Below are 17,836 nucleotides of genomic sequence, written 5' to 3' on the forward strand. Positions count from 1 at the left end.
AAAAAACAATTTTATATCAAGCTATTGCTGTCTTTTTCTCATTTGGCGCCGCCGAGAAGGGCTGCGCAGTTCCTTGCCATAATGAACGGTGGGCGAATGGCTTACCGTTTTGCAGAGCCACGCTTCGAAGTGGCCTTGTTGACCTCAGGCGCGTTGATTTATAATTGGTTACATTTTATTGAAAATACAAATGATTCTCAATGCCATTTGCATTGTCAAGAAAGCAAAAACCGCCGGGTGCGGTAAACAGGGAAAAAGGAAAAATGCATTCGCTTCATGCTGATGGCCTGGTGCTCAACCTGCTGCAAAGGCCCGATCTCGGCGGGGAAGATTGGTGGCGTCAGGTCGCGGAGTTGGGAACACCTCTCGTTGAACCGCTGCCTGCAGCTCAGGTGCGCGTTACCTTTTTCTGGCGCGACCCATGGGGCGATGAACGGCGCTCGCCGATTAAAAAGGTGTATGTCGATATCAACTGCGTGACCGACCATCACAGCCCCTCGCCACAGAGTCTGGAACGCTGGCCGGGTAGCGATATTTGGTGGTGGCAGTTCACTATTCGCGGAGATTGGCGAGGCAGTTACAGTTTTATACCCATTGAGACGGCGCAACTGCCGCCCGCTTTTACCGGCGATGCAGCTCAGCGCCGGCAGCAACAGCGTCAGTGGTGGTGTTCGTTGTTTCCGTTGATGCGCCATGATCCGCTCAATCCAGTGGCGCCGCACTGCAGCAGCCGCGGTTTCCCGTTGTCTGCGATACATTTGCCGGCGGCGCCGGATCAATCAGCGTGGCGGGCGTTGGACGCCGGGCAAGTATTGCCCGCCGCGTCTGAGCGTTTGCAGCACTTCTTTTGGCACAGCGAACGATTGGCTAACCGACGCAACATCTGGCTGTACGCCACCGGCGCAGGGGAAGATCGCCCGTTAGTCGTACTGCTGGACGGGCAATTTTGGCTGCATGGCATACCGATTTTTTCCGCACTGGACGCCGAGACACTCAACGGAAGGCTGCCGCCTGCGCTTTATCTGTTTATCGACGTGATAGACATGGCGCGGCGTGCGGAAGAATTGGCCTGCAATGCGGCTTTTTGGCGGGCGGTGCAAGAGGAGCTGCTGCCGCAGGTGGCGACGCGTGAGTCTTACAGCGACGATCCGCAGCGTACGGTGGTGGTGGGGCAGAGTTACGGCGGGTTGGCGGCATTGTATGCCGGGTTGCATTGGCCGCAGCGTTTCGGCTGCGTATTGACCCAGTCAGGCTCTTTTTGGTGGCCGCATATCGAAGCGATGATGAACCCTGCCGAGGAATATACCGCGGACGTCGGTTGGCTGACTGAGCAGGTGCGTGGGGGCTTGTGCGCCGCAACGCCGCTGCGCGTCTTTCAAGAGGCTGGTGAAGGGGAGAGGGACATCCATCAGGTCAATCGCCAAATGCATCGGGCGCTGGTGGAGGCGGGACATCGGGTCGATTATCGCGTGTTCGCCGGCGGACATGACGCCGTCTGCTGGCGCGGCGGTTTGATCGATGGGCTGCGGGTGCTGTTGGCCCCCTGTCATGGCTAAGCGAAGGCCGGGGTAACCCGGCCTTTTTCATGCCTGCGGCGCGTCGCAGTGGTAGCGGCCGCGCGGGATCACCAGCGGCGTGTGGGACAGCGGATCGTCGATGATCATGCACGGCATGCCGAACACCCGTTCCACCAGCTCGGCGGTGATGATTTCCGCCGGGTTCCCCTCCGCCACGATCTTGCCGTCGCGCATGGCGATGATGTGATCGGCATAGCGACAGGCGTGGTTGAGATCGTGCAGCACCGCGATGAGGGTTTGGCCGTGCTCGCGGTTGAGCTGACGGAATAGATCCAGCAGCTCGATTTGGTGCGCGATGTCCAGATAGGTGGTCGGTTCATCCAGCAGCAGCAGCGGCGTTTGCTGCGCCAACGCCATCGCCACCCAGACGCGCTGGCGCTGCCCGCCGGACAGCTCGTCGACGCTGCGGTCCGCCAACTGGCTGACGTTGGTGGCCGCCATGGCGGCTTCCACCGCCTGCTTGTCGGCCTGCGTCCACTGTTTCAGCAGGCTCTGGTGCGGATAGCGGCCGCGCGACACCAGATCCGCCACGGTAATGCTGTCCGGTGCGATCGAGGTTTGCGGCAGCAGGCCAAGTTCGCGCGCCAGTGCCTTGGTGGCGAAACTGCTGATGTTTTTGCCGTCCAACATCACCTCGCCGGCACTGGGTTTCAGCAGACGGCACAGGGCGCGCAGCAGCGTCGATTTGCCGCAGGCGTTCGGCCCGACGATCACCGTGAAGGCGCCGTCGGGGATCGCCACGCTCAGATCGTCAGCGATGATTTTATTGTCGTAGCCCAGCTTCAGGTGCGAGGCGTGCAGGCGGTGGCTCATGGTGTTATCACTTTTCATTATCTGCGGGCCTCACGGATGAGCAGCCAAATCAGGTACAGGCCGCCGATGCAGACGGTCACGACCCCGACCGGCAGTTGGATCGGCGCAAAAAGATGTTGGGACACCACGTCGGCGCCGAGTAGCAGCGTCGCGCCCATCAGCGCCGAGGACGTCAGGGTGACCGAGGATTGTCCGGCCAGGCGGCGGGCGATCTGCGGCGCCGCCAGCGCGATAAAGGAAATCGGCCCGGCGGTGGCGGTGACGGCGGCGGTGAGGGTGACGCCGAACAACATCAGCCACAGCCGGCTGCCTTCGGCGTTCACGCCCAGCGCGCGCGCCGTGTCGTCGCCCATTTCCAGCAGCTGCAGCCGTTTGCCCATCAGCAGCGCGGCCGCGGCCGCCAACACGATGAACGCCGTAGCGGGCTGGGCTTTCTGCCAGGTCATGCCGTTGAGTGAACCGGCCTGCCACATGGCGGCGTCCATGGCGCGCTCCAGCGAGGCGGTGATGATCAGCCAGGTATTGGTGGAGACCAGCACCGCGCTGATGGCGATGCCGACGATGATCAGCCGGAAGCCGGCGATACCCTGGCGCCAGGCCAGCAGGTAGATGGCCAGCGCGGAGAGAATGCCGCCGGCCAGCGCACCGCCGGCGATGTAGTAATAGCCGCCGTTGAACAGGGTGATGGCGATCAGCGCGCCAGTGTAAGCCCCCATGTTAAAGCCAATCACGTCCGGGCTGCCGAGCGGGTTGCGGATAATCGACTGGAAGATGGCGCCGCTCATGCCGAGTGCGCCGCCTAACAGCAGCGCCATGGCGATACGCGGCAAGCGCCATTGGGTGACCACGGTGACCAGATTTTTCGGCGCCTCGCCGCTGAGCGCGGCAAAGACCTGTTCCAGCGAAAGCTGCAGCGTGCCGTAGCACAGCGCGGCAACGGCCATCGCCAGACACAACGCCAGCAGCGAAAGATTGACCAGCAGCAGGCGCAGCGGCATGCGCCAGTTGATGACGCCGTCCGGGCGGCCGATATGCAACGTGTGGGGCAGACTCATCACAGACCCCCCAGCGTTTTCTTGCGGCGCACCAGCCAGATCAGCACCGGCGCGCCGATGAAGGCCGCCACGATGGAAACCCGCAGTTCACCGGCCGCCAGCAAGCGGCCGACCACGTCGGCGCACAGCAGTAAAATCGGCGCCAGCAGCATGGAGTAGGGCAGGATCCAGCGCTGGTCGGGGCCGACCCACCAGCGGGCGATATGCGGCACCATCAGGCCGATGAAACTGATTGGGCCGACGGTGGCGGTCGCCGCGCCGCACAGCAGCGTGATGGCGACCACCGCGACAATCTGAGTCAGCACGACGCGCGCGCCGAGCGCGATAGCCAAATCTTCCCCCATGCCGATGGTATTCAGCGGCCGGGCGATGAGCAGCGTCAGCAGGCAGCCGAGCAAAATGGCGGGGGCGGTGACCGGCAGCGTGGACAGCGTGCGGATATCCAGCGTGCCGGCCTGCCAGAAGCGCAGTTGGTCGAAGGTTTGCGGATCGATCAGCGACAGCCCGGTGGTGATGCCGATCAAAACCGCGCCGATCGCCACGCCGGCCAGCGTCAGCCGCACCGGGTTGATGCGCCCGCCTGCCAGCGTGCCGATCAGGTAGACCAGCAGGGTGGTGAGGGCAGCGCCGACGAAGGCATAGGCCATATAGCTTTCAGTGGTGGCGGCGCCGAAAAACATGATGCCGATGACCACGGCGAAGCTGGCGCCGGCGTTGATGCCGAGCACGCCAGGATCGGCCAGCGGATTGCGCGTCAACGCCTGAATCAGCGCGCCGGCGGCGCCGAGCGCCATGCCGGCTAAAATGCCCGCCAGCGTACGGGGCACCCGGGCGTTGAGAATGATGGTGCTGTCGGAACCGCTCGCGGCGCCCTGCAGGCTGAGCCAGACGGTATGGAAGGGGATGGCCTTGGAACCCAGCATCAGGCTGGCAATGATGCACAGCAGCAACAGCACCAAACCGATACCGAACCCGGCGATGCGTTTGAAGCCACTGGCGTAAGCTGCGTGCGGTGCGGACGAAAGCGTCCGCTCAGTCGGAGTGGGTACGTTCACACCGGTAACTCCTGTATGATTTTTATTCTCATTGTTATTTGCGTTCATGCGGGGTGGCAATAGTAGCACGAGTTTACGCCCGCATGCACCCGCCGGTTGGTGGCAAAGGTGCGTTGACGATGTTAATAACTATTGATATTTCAATTGATTGAATGTGAACGGTCGCCCCGCTTGCGGAAAGCGTCGGCAGGAGCCCGGCCTGCCGACGGCGTGGTTCAGGGCTTTTTGAACAGCCGTTCGATTTGGTTCAGCATGTTGGTGGCACTGTAATAATCGAGGCGGAAGGTGTCGTTGCCGACGGCGTAGACGTGCCGCTGTTCCACCGGCTCCAGATGTTTAAGGAACGGGTTGGTCAGCACCTCTTGCACTTTGCGCTCATTGGTGGCGAACAGGATCAGGGTTTTGCCGTTCAGGCCTTCGGCCATTTTTTCGCCGGAGATCTGGATGATGTCATGGCGTTTACCCATGCTGGCGTTGCCTTTGGCGCTTTCCGGCGGGATGGCCAATTGGAAGCCAAGCTGGGTGAGCAGCTTGCCCTGGGCGGAGCCCGGTGTCCACAGCATGGCCTCGCGGCCGTTGTCGGCATACACCAGCGGCGTGGTCGGCTGTGGCGGCAGCGCGATCGCCTGCTTCACTTGCTCCACGCGCTGTTCGAAACGATCTTCCGCCTGTTTGGCGCCGGCTTCGTGACCGGTGATCTCACCGAGCTCGCTGGCCAGCTGTTGCCAGCTTTTGTCGCCATAATCGAGCACCAGCGTCGGCGCAATGGCGGACAGCTGATCGTACAGCTTCAGCGCTGAATCCCCGCCGGTGGCGGCGACGACGATCAAATCCGGCGCGGCGGCGGCGACGGCTTCGGCATTGGGCTCCACCTGATACAACCGTTCGACGTGGCGCTGTTTGGCCACTTCGCTCCACTGGGTAAAGAAGCCTTGTTTATCGGCCACCAGGGGATTTGGGCTGGTGGCGGCGCTGGCGACCACCGGGGCGTCGATCGCCAGCAGCGTACCGGTGATGGTGACGCTGGTGGACACGATGCGCAGCGGCGGTTTTTCCAGCGTGAATTTCCCTTTGGCGCTGTCGATGGTGCGCGGCCAACTGCTGTCGGCTGCAGGGGCGGACGGTTTTTTCTCGTCGCTCTTGTCGTCCGGGCCGCAGCCGCTGAGCAACAGGCTGGAAGTGGCGATAAATGCAATGAACAGCTGGCGTAAGGATAGGGTCATGAGCGGGCTCTTTCTTTCCTTGAACTAAGGCGTATCAATCCGGCGGCGGATTGGCTGCGTGGTGGATGCCCGCTAATTTACCATTCAAGCCGGCAAAATGATAACCATTCGTATCTCAGCGCGTGGTGAATAAAGAAAGAATACGAAGAAAAGGGAAGTGGGTGGGACAGAAACGAAAAAAGCGCCAAAAGGCGCTTTTTTCTGAATGGGTGGGTCGTGCAGGATTGATTCGGCCTGTGGCCTCACCCTGCGGGCAACGCTGCGCGATGCTCGAACCTGAACGCAGGATCTCACCCGCACGACTCAGTGGGCCATGTCAGTAAGAAGATAAAGGCAGAGTCAGGTGGCGCAGAAACGAAAAAAGCGCCAAAAGGCGCTTTTTCCTGAATTGGTGGGTCGTGCAGGATTCGAACCTGCGACCAATTGATTAAAAGTCAACTGCTCTACCAACTGAGCTAACGACCCGCAGAAGTGGTGGGTGATGACGGGCTCGAACCGCCGACCCCCTCCGTGTAAAGGAGATGCTCTACCAACTGAGCTAATCACCCACTTCAGGACTTCCAGGTACTGCTAAACGAGAGAATGATGGTGGGTGATGACGGGCTCGAACCGCCGACCCCCTCCGTGTAAAGGAGATGCTCTACCAACTGAGCTAATCACCCTCATTCGTTCTCATTTTTCTCAACAAGATGGTGGGCGATGACGGGCTCGAACCGCCGACCCCCTCCGTGTAAAGGAGATGCTCTACCAACTGAGCTAATCGCCCCGTCTTGTTGGAGTCGCATTATAGGGATAGTTCAAAGTGAGTCAACGGTTTTTAAAATGATTTCAATCGTTCGCCGCAAATTTAGGCAGGGCGCGATAATTATCGCCAATGGCGCCGATTCTTTGCGCAACGCTCTGCGAAACTCGCCGCAAAACGCGCGAAATCGACCGGCGCAATATCGTGTCGGCGTTGAGGAATTAGCGCGTGGTGATACAATGTCGTCCACTCTTTTTTCAATTCCGAGCAATCGTCGGCCATCGCCGACACGCGTTGCGTAATAAGGCAGTGAACCCAATGAAAATCAAAACCCGTTTTGCACCGAGCCCGACCGGCTATCTCCACGTCGGCGGCGCGCGTACCGCACTTTACTCCTGGCTGTTCAGCCGCCATGCGGGCGGTGAGTTCGTTCTGCGTATCGAAGATACCGATCTGGAACGTTCTACCCAGGACGCGATCGACGCAATTATGGATGGCATGAACTGGTTGAACCTGGATTGGGATGAAGGCCCGTATTTCCAGACCAAGCGTTTCGATCGTTACAACGCGGTCATCGACGAGATGCTGGAGCAGGGCACGGCCTATAAATGCTATTGCTCCAAGGAACGTCTGGAAGCGCTGCGCGAGAAGCAGATGGAAAACGGCGAGAAGCCGCGTTACGACGGCCACTGCCGCGACAGCCAGTGCAGCCACACCGACGACGAGCCGCACGTGGTGCGCTTCCGCAACCCGCAGGAAGGCTCGGTGATCTTCGACGACAAAATTCGCGGCCCGATCGAATTCAGCAACCAGGAGCTGGACGATCTGATCATCCGCCGCACCGACGGTTCGCCAACCTATAACTTCTGCGTCGTCGTCGATGACTGGGACATGGAAATCACCCATGTGATCCGCGGCGAAGACCACATCAACAACACCCCGCGCCAGATCAACATTCTCAAAGCGCTGGGCGCGCCGGTGCCGGAATACGCGCACGTGTCGATGATCCTCGGCGACGACGGTAAAAAGCTGTCCAAGCGTCACGGCGCCGTGGGCGTTATGCAGTACCGCGACGACGGCTATCTGCCGCAGGCGCTGCTGAACTACCTGGTGCGTCTGGGCTGGTCCCACGGCGATCAGGAGATCTTCTCCATCGATGAGATGAAAGAGTTCTTCACGCTGGAAGCGATCAACAAATCTGCCAGCGCGTTCAACACCGAGAAGCTGCAGTGGCTGAACCACCACTACATCAACCATATGCCGGCGGAAGAAGTGGCGGTGCATCTGGCATGGCACGTTGAGCAACTGGGCATTGAAACCCGCAACGGCCCGGAACTGAAAGACATCGTCAAGCTGCTGGGCGAGCGTTGCAAAACGCTGAAAGAGATGGCGGAGTCTTGCCGTTACTTCTACGCAGATTTCAGCGAGTTCGACGCCGATGCCGCCAAGAAGCACCTGCGCCCGGTCGCGCGTCAGCCGCTGGAAGCGGTGCGCGCCAAGCTGGCCGCCATCACCGTCTGGACGCCGGAAAATGTGCACGATGCCATTCAAGGCACGGCGGATGAGCTGGGTGTCGGCATGGGCAAAGTCGGCATGCCGCTGCGCGTCGCGGTGACCGGCGCCGGCCAGTCACCGGGCATGGACGTGACCGTGCATGCGATCGGCCAGAAGCGTTCGCTGCAGCGTATCGACATGGCGCTGGCTTACATCGCCGAGCGCGAAGCGCAAGCCTGATACGCCATAAATGAAAAAGCCCCGTGGAGCGATCCCGGGGCTTTTTTTATTGCTTGCTGTCAGGCTTGCTCACCGGCCGGCAAACCTGGGCGATAGGCGAGGAAATACATCAACCCGACAAAGCCGGCGCCGCCCAGCGCGTTGCCGAGAAATACCGCAACGAAGTTGGGCAGGTAGTGCTCCCAGCCCATGCCGCCGGCAAAGATAGCCGCCGGAATGATGAACATATTTGCCACCACGTGCTGGAAGCCGATGGCGACAAAAGCCATGACCGGGAACCACATGCCGATCACTTTACCCGGCACATCCTTGCTGGCGAAGGCTAACCACACCGCCAGGCACACCAGCCAGTTGCAGCCGACGCCGGAAATGAAGGTGTGCAGGAAGTCCGCATCCACTTTGGCCTGCGCGATCGCCAGCGTCTTATGCAAGAACGCACCTTCGGTCAGGCCCAGCAAATGACCGAAGAAGTAGGCGACGGCCAGGCTGCCGGCCAGGTTGGCCAGGGTGACCCAAAACCAGTTACGCAGCACGGCGATGGCGGGGATTTCGCGGGCAAACCAGGCCATCGGCAAGGTCATCATGTTGCCGGTCAGCAGTTCACCGCCGGCCAAAATAGTCAGGATCAAACCGATAGGAAAGACCGCGGCACCCAACAGGGCGCCGAAAGAGCCCCATTCGGCCGGCAGGGTGCCGATGACGTGAATATCCAGCAGAAAGCCGGTGGCAATAAAAGCGCCGGCGAGAAAGCCCAGAATCAACAGATTAGCGAGAGGGGCGCGGCTTTTGTTTACCCCGGCCTGAACGGCGAGGGTGGCGATTTCTTTTGGTGAATGCAAAGACATGACGGACTCGGTTTATAGTAGTGAAGTTTATGGCGCGGGCAGTCTATGCCGCTCGGGAGTCCGACTCAAGCGCATTTCGCTAACATTCTGTTAATTAAAAATCAACGTGATATGCAGGGTCTTTTGCCATTTTGAGATGTAGCGCGCAAAATGGATGAACTCTGCACAAAGTGATGATTTTTTGGCGCCAAACATGCTGATTTGGCGGCTTTTTCAACGCTTGATTCAGGAATTCAATTTAGCCGTTGACAGCTTTGAGCGGGTTTCATATTATGCGCCCCGTTCACAGCACAAAGTGATTGTGGAACGGGGCTATAGCTCAGCTGGGAGAGCGCTTGCATGGCATGCAAGAGGTCGACGGTTCGATCCCGTCTAGCTCCACCAACCTTCTTCTCAGAGCGGTTGGGGAATACCGTAACGCCGGTCAACGCGTGCCACTTTTGTGGGGCTATAGCTCAGCTGGGAGAGCGCTTGCATGGCATGCAAGAGGTCGACGGTTCGATCCCGTCTAGCTCCACCACCATTTAAAAAGCCGACCTTAGGGTCGGCTTTTTGCTTTTAACGCGGCGAATGCCCGCCTGTCGTCTGGATTAACCAGAGGCCGAGTGGCTCTGGCTTTCCATAGGTTATGCTTCCGGTTTATCAAGACTAGCGATAAGAAACGGTGAACTGTGCGACGGCATTGACTTCACCCGGCGTGACGTTTTCTCTCGTTTGATAGTATTGCACGCTGAGTGGGATCTCATTGATGCCCACTAATGTCTGGTTCAACATACCGGCCTTAGAACCCAGTTCAAAGGGAATGCCGTTGCGCAGTATCTGCAGGCCGACGCCGGTGGCCGCATCTTTCGATGGCGTAGTCGCCAATACCTGGCGATTGCCGTTAGCCATTTCACCACGTATTTCCAGATCGACCTTGGTATTGGCATTACATTCCATCGCGATGCTAAAAGGGGTATTCCCCGACACGCTCCCTATTCCCGTGAGCGCCCGCCGATTGATTTTTCCCAGAAAAACCTGTTTCGACGGCGTGCTGAGGCGGCAACCTTCCACCGCGATGTTGACGGCAGGAAAATAGGTATCACCCAGCCGCCTGGCGTTGGTTGCTCTCAAACAGGTGTAGTTATAGGTGAAAGGGGAAAATGCGGGCATGGCGCCAGGCGGTATGTCACCGGTCTTGATCAGATAATATTTGAAGTTGCCGCCAAGAACATAGCCCACGGGGGTACTACGCGGCGCATAAATATCCCAAAGCCCCGGTTGATCATTGAGCGACATGGCGATGCCGACCCCCTGCCAGCCGGTCTGATAGACGGGGATGTTATAGTATCTTAACGCTGTTGCTGCCAATCGGGTGTAGGCTTGCAACACCAGATCGCCGGGCTCGCCAAAGGAGAACTGTATGGCATTAGCCAACAGCCTGACGGAAAAATAAGATTCACCATGGCCGATAAGATCGCCGACTTTAGCGCCTGCCGGGACGGTGATGCTGGATTGCTCAATTCTTAGCGGATTATGCCATATCGCATAGCAATCGCCCTCACTTTGGGCGGAAAAGGAAAATAATAAGGCCAGGATGCCAGCGATCCTGGCTATAGCTGTTGTTTTAAATAGCGTTGGCATATTCACTTTTCCTATTAGATATTGCTCGAACTTTGCATAGTGTTATTTTTACCATGTTATATGGCGGTATTGGCCGGAAAAACTCTGCGATTTTTATCCTGCATGTTACGCAATGTGCTTTTATCGATAATTCAATGTTATTTACATATCATATTGAGCATTTTTATTTTTGATTCAGACTCTTTAGCTTTAATAGCATAATTTCCTTGGCAGCGTTGCTTCCCCTCCCAATGAACCAACACTGTTCCTGAGTCAGGCATGCCGCTCATATAAACGCTATTATCATTTCCGACGATCCCCGTTGTTTCGCTTTCACCCTGCAACGTAGCGACAGCGCCGAATGGGATTGCATTGGTGCTGTGTTGCAGCTTTAAGATGATCCTGTTGCCGATGTTAGACTTAAAGTGAACGGTGACAACGGCGCCTTTGGTCGGGATGACGATCTTGCTGTTTTTGGCTATTTCAACGTCATCGCCAAAGCTTTGCGGGTTCAAGGTAATCCGGTTCTTATGATAGCTGTTGATGTAAGGTACTACCGCATAGCCTCGAGAGTCGGTTTTGACGCCGGTACTGTTAATCACTTCAATATTGCGGGCATTGGGTACTTTAACTAAAGCGACGGTATCACCCAGCGATTGCGATAATGTAATGCCGTTGCCATGGGCGATGGCACTGCCGCGTAGGCTGTAATTAACCCGCTGCAGATTTTGATCAAAGCTGTATCCGGCGCCGATCTCGCCATACCCACCGCGATAATAAGCGGAGCCGTTGCCGGATGGCCCGGATCTGGTACCGCTTTGTGAGGCAGAGACGTTGTAACTGAGCTGGTTATTTTCCAGCGCCGTTCCGCTCAGACCTAACTGCTGATTGAACTTGCCTTTGCTGTTCTTGCTGGCGGTGTAGTTAGCCCAGCTGTTCGATTGCCATTTGCTCAACGGAATTTGAACGTTAAGCGTGGCGATCTTGTCGGGTTTATCCGTATAGGGGCCGCTATTGTAGCTCAGTGCAAGGTTATAGCTGATGCCATGCTGGTTGGTTGAGAACCCCAGCAGAAAATTTCTCTCAACGCTGCTGTTATGCCAGTAGTTCTGCTGATAACCGTTGAGGTAGAAACTGCCGAGATCGCGAACGGGCTGGTTAATATTAAGTACCAGCTTGCTTCTTTTCACGTCGCGCGCCAGCCATTTTTTCTCCAGGTTGGCGTTCATATCGTTCAATTCTGAAAAATTTAAATAGCCCGATGTCGAGTATCGATACCCGGCCAGCGTGAAGTTAGTGCCCGTGGTTTCAAGGTTTTTAGCGTACTGAATACGGTATTGCTGGCCCGTACGATCGTTACCCGTAATGAGCCGGCTTTTAGTATGGGTGACATCGGCAGAAAACGAACCGAGATGGTTCAGGCTGCTGCCGATGCCGAAAGAGATCCCCTGGTGTTGTTCTGAAAGAATGGCGCCACCGTAGAGCGTTTTATCGTCCCGTAGGCCATAAATTAATGATTGTTGGAGAAATTTATATTTTTTGCGATCGTTTTGTGCCGCACGATATTCACCCAGCGTTAATTCATTTTTTTTCATGCCTTCCCGCAGCATGATGGGTACAGCGGAAAAGGGTTGATAGAAGCTGCGTTCTGAACCATCTGCCTCCTTGATGATGACTTGTAGCCCACCGCTGGAGGTGGTGGGATAGATGTCTGTGATTTCAAAATTGCCTGCGGGCACGTGAGTTTGGTAAATGATGTAGCCATTCTGCTTTACAATGACTTCGGCACTGCTTTGCGCCACCCCTCGCACCGTGGGGGCGAAGCCCCGCTGGCTGTCAGGGATCATGGAGGGATCGCTCGCAAGTTTCAGGCCGCGAAATTGAAAGCTGTCAAAGACGTCGCCAGAGGTCGAGCTGTCGCCCATCACCAGCACATTTTGGCTGTCCCGAAAGCTGCGCTCAGCATAGGAATTGATGCTTTTCCATTTGGTGCTGTTTTGGCTTGAGTAGGTGGCGTAGTTTCTCAATCGCCAGGCGCCGAAGTTTGCGCCGCTGCGCAGGTTCAAATATTGATTGTCACCCGTTTTCGCCTTCCTATGTTGCCGTGACTCGGTGCCGCTGAAGCTGTAATCCATCAGGAAGGCGTTGATGCCATCATCCCAAAGCGTCGGGTTTACCCAATCCCGCGGCTGGTTTTTAAGATAAGCCTGAGGAATGTTGAAGTCTAGGCGTTGGCGATTGAAGTCAAACTTTGCATAGCTGCCAGGAATAATCTCATTGATGGGACGGGTGGCTATGCTGTTTTCGCTCGTCGTTGCTTTCAATGCGTCTAGTTGGATGCCGAAATTTTCAAGATCATTTCGATGGAGGCGAGGCTGCAAAGCACCGGCAACGCGGAAAAACTCCACTTTTTGATTAGCAAAAAAAGCGTTGTTTAGATAGATATCCACCCAATACTCACCGGGCAATTGATCGCTCGGATTGTTGAAATGGGACAAGTCAGCAACGTCTTGATAATTTCTGTTTAATGCAGAAGGCTCAAAGTAGTCCTCTGCCAGTGCAACCGGCGAGGATAAAAAACAGAAAAACAGCACCGACTTTTTGTTGTTGGCGATACTTGGCATAATCATTTTTGCATCCCTTTACATGTTGTTATAACGATGCCTTCACTTCCTGGGTTACGCCTCCATAGTCGTTGATGGCTTGCCATTTTATTTCAGAGCTGCGCGTTCCGTTTGGCATGGCCCATTGTTTTTTACTTTTTGGTGCGACCATGTCGGCTTCTTTAAGCTCTTTTTCGCCAACAGAGAGAGAATAAAAAGAGACATAAAACGGCGTTGGATTACTCACAATCAACATGTTTTTTTCTTGCGAAAACTTTATTTTCTTGTATGCGTCACTCGCCTCTTTTTTTGACAGGGAACTGGGGCGATAGATTATTTTTATTCTGTTTTGTACGGTAATGAGTAGTTTGTTTTCCCTGGTTTTTTTTGTTGATGGTATCGATCTTACGCTGAGCCAATATACGGATTCTTCATGCTGAGGCAAAATTTTTCCGGCATGGATGATTCTAATAATATTATCCTGCTCTGGCTCCAACCTGAACAATGGTGGGGTAACAATGAATGGGACTTCACCGTTGTCTCCGGGAAGGAAATTTTCGGCCCAGGTTTGAATGAGTACCGGCGAGCTGCTGTCCTGATTACTTACTGAAATATTTGATTCTTTTTTGCTTTCTTCATAAATAACTCGCGTTCCTCCCAGTATTACGCTGGCGGCAGTATTGAAAGAAAAAGCAAATAGTAGCAGAAAGTAAAAGCTGCTTTTTTTATTCATAGTTATTCCCGAGGCGGCTTTAACTATCCGGCCGGCGCTGTTACCGGCCAGATAAGAGAACCTGATTAATTATATGAGATGCTGAATTGCGTCGTGGCATTTGCCGGCCCGACGGTAACCGTGCCGGATGTAGACATATATTTAGCGACATAAGTAAAGACGTTCCTGATGTCTTTTTGCACGCTTTGCGCATTAGAGAATGACGCCATCGGGATTTGTGTTGTGCCATCGGCCTCATAGAGCGCAACGCCGATGCCTGTAGCGGCGCCAGCCTCTTTATTGAGCGACAGCAGGGTTGTGTTGCCGTCGGCGTAAATGCCATCAAACTTGATAGACGCTTTTTTGACCGTGTCCGGGCAACTGACTAAGGCGATATTGAATTTTGTCGGTAGCGCAGTATCGCCAACGCTTCTAAACGCTTTGGCGCTCACATTGCCCATGGGGATTGTCTGGCTGGCGCTGCCCGCTTCAACCGTGCAGGTTTGGTCGGTCACCGTGCCAGTAAAGTTTATCGTACCGTCTGCGGCGAAGGCTGTAGACGATATGACTAGAGAAGCTCCGGCCAGTAGCATGGTTTTCTGGATGCGTAATTTCATATTCTCTATCCTTTTATAACTGTATGTAAATCATAGTTTTTTAAATCAACCCCTATGGTTCTTGAATACGCGATAAAACGCCATTTTTCAGGTGATTGATGCTTTTGAATGTGTGTTAGTTTAAATTTGAAAGCTGAAATTCTCACTTTTACTGGTTTTTAATGCTGCCAAATAATTTCTCTTCGGCCGCAATTTGTTAACGAAATTTAGTCTATATGAAAAAAAATTCCTCAGTGTCAAAGGTCATAAAAAGTGATATTTTCAGAGTAAAATTCTATGCTTGTGGTTTTTTATGCTGTTAATTTGTGCGTGCATCCTAAATTTCAGCAATCCTAATAGTTTTATCCTCTGATTAATCTTGTGATTGTTAATGTGCTAATTAATGTTAGTGATGGTTATGTGTTGACATTGATATTGTTTTCTTGATGAAACTATTGTCATTGTTTCAGCATCATCGGATGAGGTTATCCATGAAAAAAAATAAAAATATCGCAATTGTTGGTGGCGGTGGGGTAACGGCGGTGATGACGGCGTTGGCCTGTGCGAGGAAAGGGATCTCCGTTGATTTTTTTCTCGATGACTTGGATTACGATGAGTTCAAGACCTCTCTGGGGAGCCATTGTCTATGGCGAAGCGTGCATGAAGATAACCCGCGCCTGAGTCGATTTGCTGCCCAGTCTCAATGGATATGGGAAAAATTTATTCTGGCCTCTAGCGGTGAGTTTGGCCGCAAAGAAAGGGTGGTACGTGTGGTTGAGCGTGCGGAACTCAACCAGCTGATAAAGCTGTATGAGCTGTATAATTTGCCTTATGAAGTGAAAAACTGTGGTGATGACGAATCGATTGTATTGCCGCCTTTCCTTGATTATAAAAATAAATTTGTCTTTGTAAGTTACGACTCTATTTTGCTTAACGTCGCTGAAATATTTTCATATTTTAGTGATGAGCTGGCGTTTTTCACGCGAGTGAATGTTTTTAGAAATAAAAATATTGGGGGATTAGGCAGGATTGAAGACGGTGTGATTTTTGTTGACGAAAAAAAACATCTGTATGATATCGTGGTTAAGTTTACAAATGATTTTAAAATCAATCAAATATTTTCATTTAATGCCGTGGATGTCGAGGCGAAAACGGTTTTTAAAGACTTTTACCTGTCAGACACTATCAGCCACTTAACGCAGCCCATATGGATTTCTGAAAATGAGTTCAATATATGGCTGACACCCTCTGTCGATGGGCGTGTTATCAGGGTTGGCATGGATGTTCACTTTCCCCAATCGGTAGAGGTATTGGCGAGAAACTTAAACATTGATGCTTATTTATCAAGAAGTAAAATTGACGTAATGTCCAGTTCGATATTCTCAATTGGTTCACGTGGCGTCTCTTCTGAAGATGCCAAATCGGTGATTCCATGCTGGACAGTCAGTGATGACAATAAAAAGATAGTCGTCGTTGAAAGTGTGGACTCTTACTACAATGCCTCGCCCGCCGTTGCGGAAGAGATCACGACACTGTTAACGCTGATTATCAACTGATTGTTTGTTCTAAGGGTAACGGCTTGCGCAGTTGAATGCAGCGCCGTATGGCGTGGCAAAAACGTTCTGTTATCAGGACAGCATCGCCCTGTCCTGGCTAAGCAGAGGGTTGCCTCCACCATTCCATTGTATGCCGAAGCATTATGGCAGGGGGAGGGTTAGCCGAGCGGCGCGGGCTTGTTTTCTGTCAGCATGCGCCATTGTCGGCGGCCAGAATGCAGTCATAAAAAAGGCGCCCGCAGGCGCCTTTGTCTGTGTATGGCGGCGCTGAACTTAGCCCAGCACCAGACCCGCGATGGAAGCGGACAGGATGCTGACCAGCGTAGAGCCGTACACCAGCTTCAGACCAAAGCGCGACACCACGTTGCCCTGGTGTTCGTTCAGGCCCTTGATGGCACCGGCCACGATGCCGATGGAAGAGAAGTTGGCGAAGGACACCAGGAACACCGACAGGATCCCCAGGCTGCGCGGCGACAGTTCGGCAGACACTTTCTGCAGCTCCATCATTGCCACGAACTCGTTGGAAACCAGCTTGGTGGCCATGATGCTGCCGACCTGCAGGGCTTCGTGCTTAGGAATGCCCATGATCCAGGCGAACGGATAGAAGAAGTAGCCAAGGATTTCCTGGAAGCTCAGGCCGAAGATAGCGCTGAACACACCGTTGAGCGCGGCGATCAGGGCGATGAAGCCAATCAGCATCGCGGCGACGATAATCGCTACTTTGAAGCCGGCCAGGATATATTCACCCAGCATTTCGAAGAAGCTCTGGCCTTCGTGCAGGTTGCCGAGGTGCAGCTCTTCTTCTTTATTGGTGTCGTACGGGTTGACCAGCGACAGCACGATAAAGGTGCTGAACATGTTCAATACCAGCGCCGCCACCACGAACTTGGCGTCCAGCATGGTCATGTAGGCGCCGACGATGGACATGGAGACCGTAGACATCGCGGTCGCCGCCATGGTGTACATACGCTTTTCCGACATCTTGCCCAGGATATCCTTGTAGGCGATGAAGTTTTCGGATTGGCCCAGGATCAGCGAGCTGACGGCGTTGAACGACTCCAGCTTGCCCATGCCGTTCACTTTCGACAGCACGGTACCGATAATGCGGATGATGAACGGCAGCACCTTGATGTACTGCAGAATACCGATCAGCGCCGAAATGAAGACGATCGGGCACAGCACCTTCAGGAAGAAGAACGCCAGGCCTTTGTCGCCCATGCCGCCGAATACGAAATCAGTCCCTTGTCCCGCAAACCCGAGCAGTTTGTCAAACAGCGCGGCAAATCCTTTTACGAAGCCCAAACCCGCTTCCGAATGCAGGAAAAAGTAGGCCAGCAGTACTTCGATAACCAGTAGTTGAATAACATAGCGAATGCGGATGCTTTTACGATCGCGGCACACCAACAGGGCCAGGATCGCCACCACCACTATCGCCAACGCAAAGTGCGCAATATGGGACATGTTTGCTCCAAATTTGAGGCAGGCTGAATTTCGGCTGTCATTTTATGTAACGCTACGTTTAAAAACGAGACTTCTATTGCAAATATGGAAAATCATAGCGGGAATTCTCCTAAAGTGTTGCGCAAAAGCATAAAAAATCAAGATGTTAAAGCAGAAATAGGAAATTCGTATTCTTGTGCTAACCTTTCTTTCAGGGGTATTGCAGCCAAAATCCCATCAGAAAAGCACGGAAATCGGCAAGCTCCGCGCTGAACCCTTCGAT

The 17,836-nt window shown here is 54.3% G+C and carries 13 protein-coding genes, 6 tRNA genes and 1 other RNA gene; 5 read left to right on the forward strand and 15 right to left on the reverse strand.

The window, feature by feature from the left end; translation table 11 throughout:
* Nucleotides 1-263: 263 nt before the first annotated feature.
* The gene (gene fes, locus FHU12_RS03430) at nt 264-1,556 is read left to right on the forward strand and encodes an enterochelin esterase (protein WP_060433789.1); all 1,293 of its coding nucleotides are present in this window, start codon (nt 264-266) and stop codon (nt 1,554-1,556) included.
* A gap of 27 nt (nt 1,557-1,583) precedes the next feature.
* Here fes and FHU12_RS03435 read toward each other — a convergent pair whose 3' ends face one another.
* The 9 genes from FHU12_RS03435 to FHU12_RS03475 all read right to left on the reverse strand — a co-directional run bounded on the left by FHU12_RS03435 (nt 1,584) and on the right by FHU12_RS03475 (nt 6,489).
* A complete protein-coding gene (locus FHU12_RS03435; protein ID WP_049272132.1) occupies nt 1,584-2,390 on the reverse strand; it encodes an ABC transporter ATP-binding protein in 807 nt (268 codons plus the stop codon).
* Between the two features lie 17 nt (nt 2,391-2,407).
* Nucleotides 2,408-3,445, reverse strand: a complete 1,038-nt coding sequence (fepG, locus tag FHU12_RS03440; protein WP_060419869.1) for an iron-enterobactin ABC transporter permease — start codon at nt 3,443-3,445, stop codon at nt 2,408-2,410.
* Nucleotides 3,445-4,500: a Fe(3+)-siderophore ABC transporter permease gene (gene fepD, locus FHU12_RS03445; protein ID WP_141967430.1), complete on the reverse strand. Its 1,056-nt coding sequence runs from the start codon at nt 4,498-4,500 to the stop codon at nt 3,445-3,447. The genes fepG and fepD overlap by 1 nt, the downstream gene beginning before the upstream one ends.
* Before the next feature lie 215 nt (nt 4,501-4,715).
* Complete coding sequence (fepB, locus tag FHU12_RS03450; protein ID WP_141967433.1) at nt 4,716-5,723, reverse strand: Fe2+-enterobactin ABC transporter substrate-binding protein; 1,008 nt, start codon at nt 5,721-5,723, stop codon at nt 4,716-4,718.
* Between the two features lie 207 nt (nt 5,724-5,930).
* Nucleotides 5,931-6,037: non-coding RNA, RtT sRNA (locus FHU12_RS03455), on the reverse strand.
* A gap of 75 nt (nt 6,038-6,112) precedes the next feature.
* Nucleotides 6,113-6,188 (reverse strand) — tRNA-Lys (locus FHU12_RS03460).
* 7 nt (nt 6,189-6,195) lie between these two features.
* Nucleotides 6,196-6,271: transfer RNA gene (locus FHU12_RS03465), tRNA-Val, on the reverse strand.
* 38 nt (nt 6,272-6,309) lie between these two features.
* A tRNA-Val gene (locus tag FHU12_RS03470) sits at nt 6,310-6,385 on the reverse strand.
* Between the two features lie 28 nt (nt 6,386-6,413).
* Nucleotides 6,414-6,489: transfer RNA gene (locus FHU12_RS03475), tRNA-Val, on the reverse strand.
* 294 nt (nt 6,490-6,783) lie between these two features.
* Here FHU12_RS03475 and gltX point away from each other — a divergent pair.
* Nucleotides 6,784-8,199 carry a glutamate--tRNA ligase gene (gene gltX, locus FHU12_RS03480; RefSeq protein WP_016926803.1) on the forward strand — a complete coding sequence of 472 codons (1,416 nt, stop codon included), beginning with the start codon at nt 6,784-6,786 and terminating at the stop codon, nt 8,197-8,199.
* Between the two features lie 59 nt (nt 8,200-8,258).
* On the opposite strand, the gene FHU12_RS03485 is transcribed toward gltX, so the two are convergent.
* The gene (locus FHU12_RS03485; RefSeq protein ID WP_141967435.1) at nt 8,259-9,044 is read right to left on the reverse strand and encodes a formate/nitrite transporter family protein; all 786 of its coding nucleotides are present in this window, start codon (nt 9,042-9,044) and stop codon (nt 8,259-8,261) included.
* Nucleotides 9,045-9,352: 308 nt separating this feature from the next.
* Between FHU12_RS03485 and FHU12_RS03490 the strand changes: the two genes are divergently transcribed.
* Both FHU12_RS03490 and FHU12_RS03495 read left to right on the forward strand, forming a co-directional pair.
* A tRNA-Ala gene (locus FHU12_RS03490) sits at nt 9,353-9,428 on the forward strand.
* Nucleotides 9,429-9,488: 60 nt separating this feature from the next.
* Nucleotides 9,489-9,564 (forward strand) — tRNA-Ala (locus FHU12_RS03495).
* 128 nt (nt 9,565-9,692) lie between these two features.
* Here the strand turns inward: FHU12_RS03495 and FHU12_RS03500 are convergent.
* The 4 genes from FHU12_RS03500 to FHU12_RS03515 all read right to left on the reverse strand — a co-directional run bounded on the left by FHU12_RS03500 (nt 9,693) and on the right by FHU12_RS03515 (nt 14,578).
* Nucleotides 9,693-10,667 (reverse strand): fimbrial protein, encoded by a 975-nt coding sequence (locus FHU12_RS03500; RefSeq protein WP_141967437.1) that lies wholly within the window; start codon nt 10,665-10,667, stop codon nt 9,693-9,695.
* Between the two features lie 137 nt (nt 10,668-10,804).
* Nucleotides 10,805-13,276 (reverse strand): fimbria/pilus outer membrane usher protein, encoded by a 2,472-nt coding sequence (locus FHU12_RS03505; protein ID WP_141967439.1) that lies wholly within the window; start codon nt 13,274-13,276, stop codon nt 10,805-10,807.
* A gap of 22 nt (nt 13,277-13,298) precedes the next feature.
* Nucleotides 13,299-13,982, reverse strand: a complete 684-nt coding sequence (locus FHU12_RS03510) for a fimbrial biogenesis chaperone (protein ID WP_141967441.1) — start codon at nt 13,980-13,982, stop codon at nt 13,299-13,301.
* 65 nt (nt 13,983-14,047) lie between these two features.
* A complete protein-coding gene (locus FHU12_RS03515) occupies nt 14,048-14,578 on the reverse strand; it encodes a fimbrial protein (RefSeq protein WP_141967443.1) in 531 nt (176 codons plus the stop codon).
* Between the two features lie 470 nt (nt 14,579-15,048).
* Between FHU12_RS03515 and FHU12_RS03520 the strand changes: the two genes are divergently transcribed.
* Complete coding sequence (locus tag FHU12_RS03520) at nt 15,049-16,113, forward strand: hypothetical protein (protein WP_141967445.1); 1,065 nt, start codon at nt 15,049-15,051, stop codon at nt 16,111-16,113.
* A 273-nt stretch (nt 16,114-16,386) separates the two neighbouring features.
* Here the strand turns inward: FHU12_RS03520 and FHU12_RS03525 are convergent, their stop codons facing one another.
* Nucleotides 16,387-17,574, reverse strand: a complete 1,188-nt coding sequence (locus FHU12_RS03525) for a NupC/NupG family nucleoside CNT transporter (protein ID WP_004936373.1) — start codon at nt 17,572-17,574, stop codon at nt 16,387-16,389.
* Between the last annotated feature and the right edge of the window lie 262 nt (nt 17,575-17,836).

This window comes from Serratia marcescens, assembly GCF_006715005.1.
In the GTDB taxonomy this organism is placed as follows: domain Bacteria; phylum Pseudomonadota; class Gammaproteobacteria; order Enterobacterales; family Enterobacteriaceae; genus Serratia; species Serratia montpellierensis.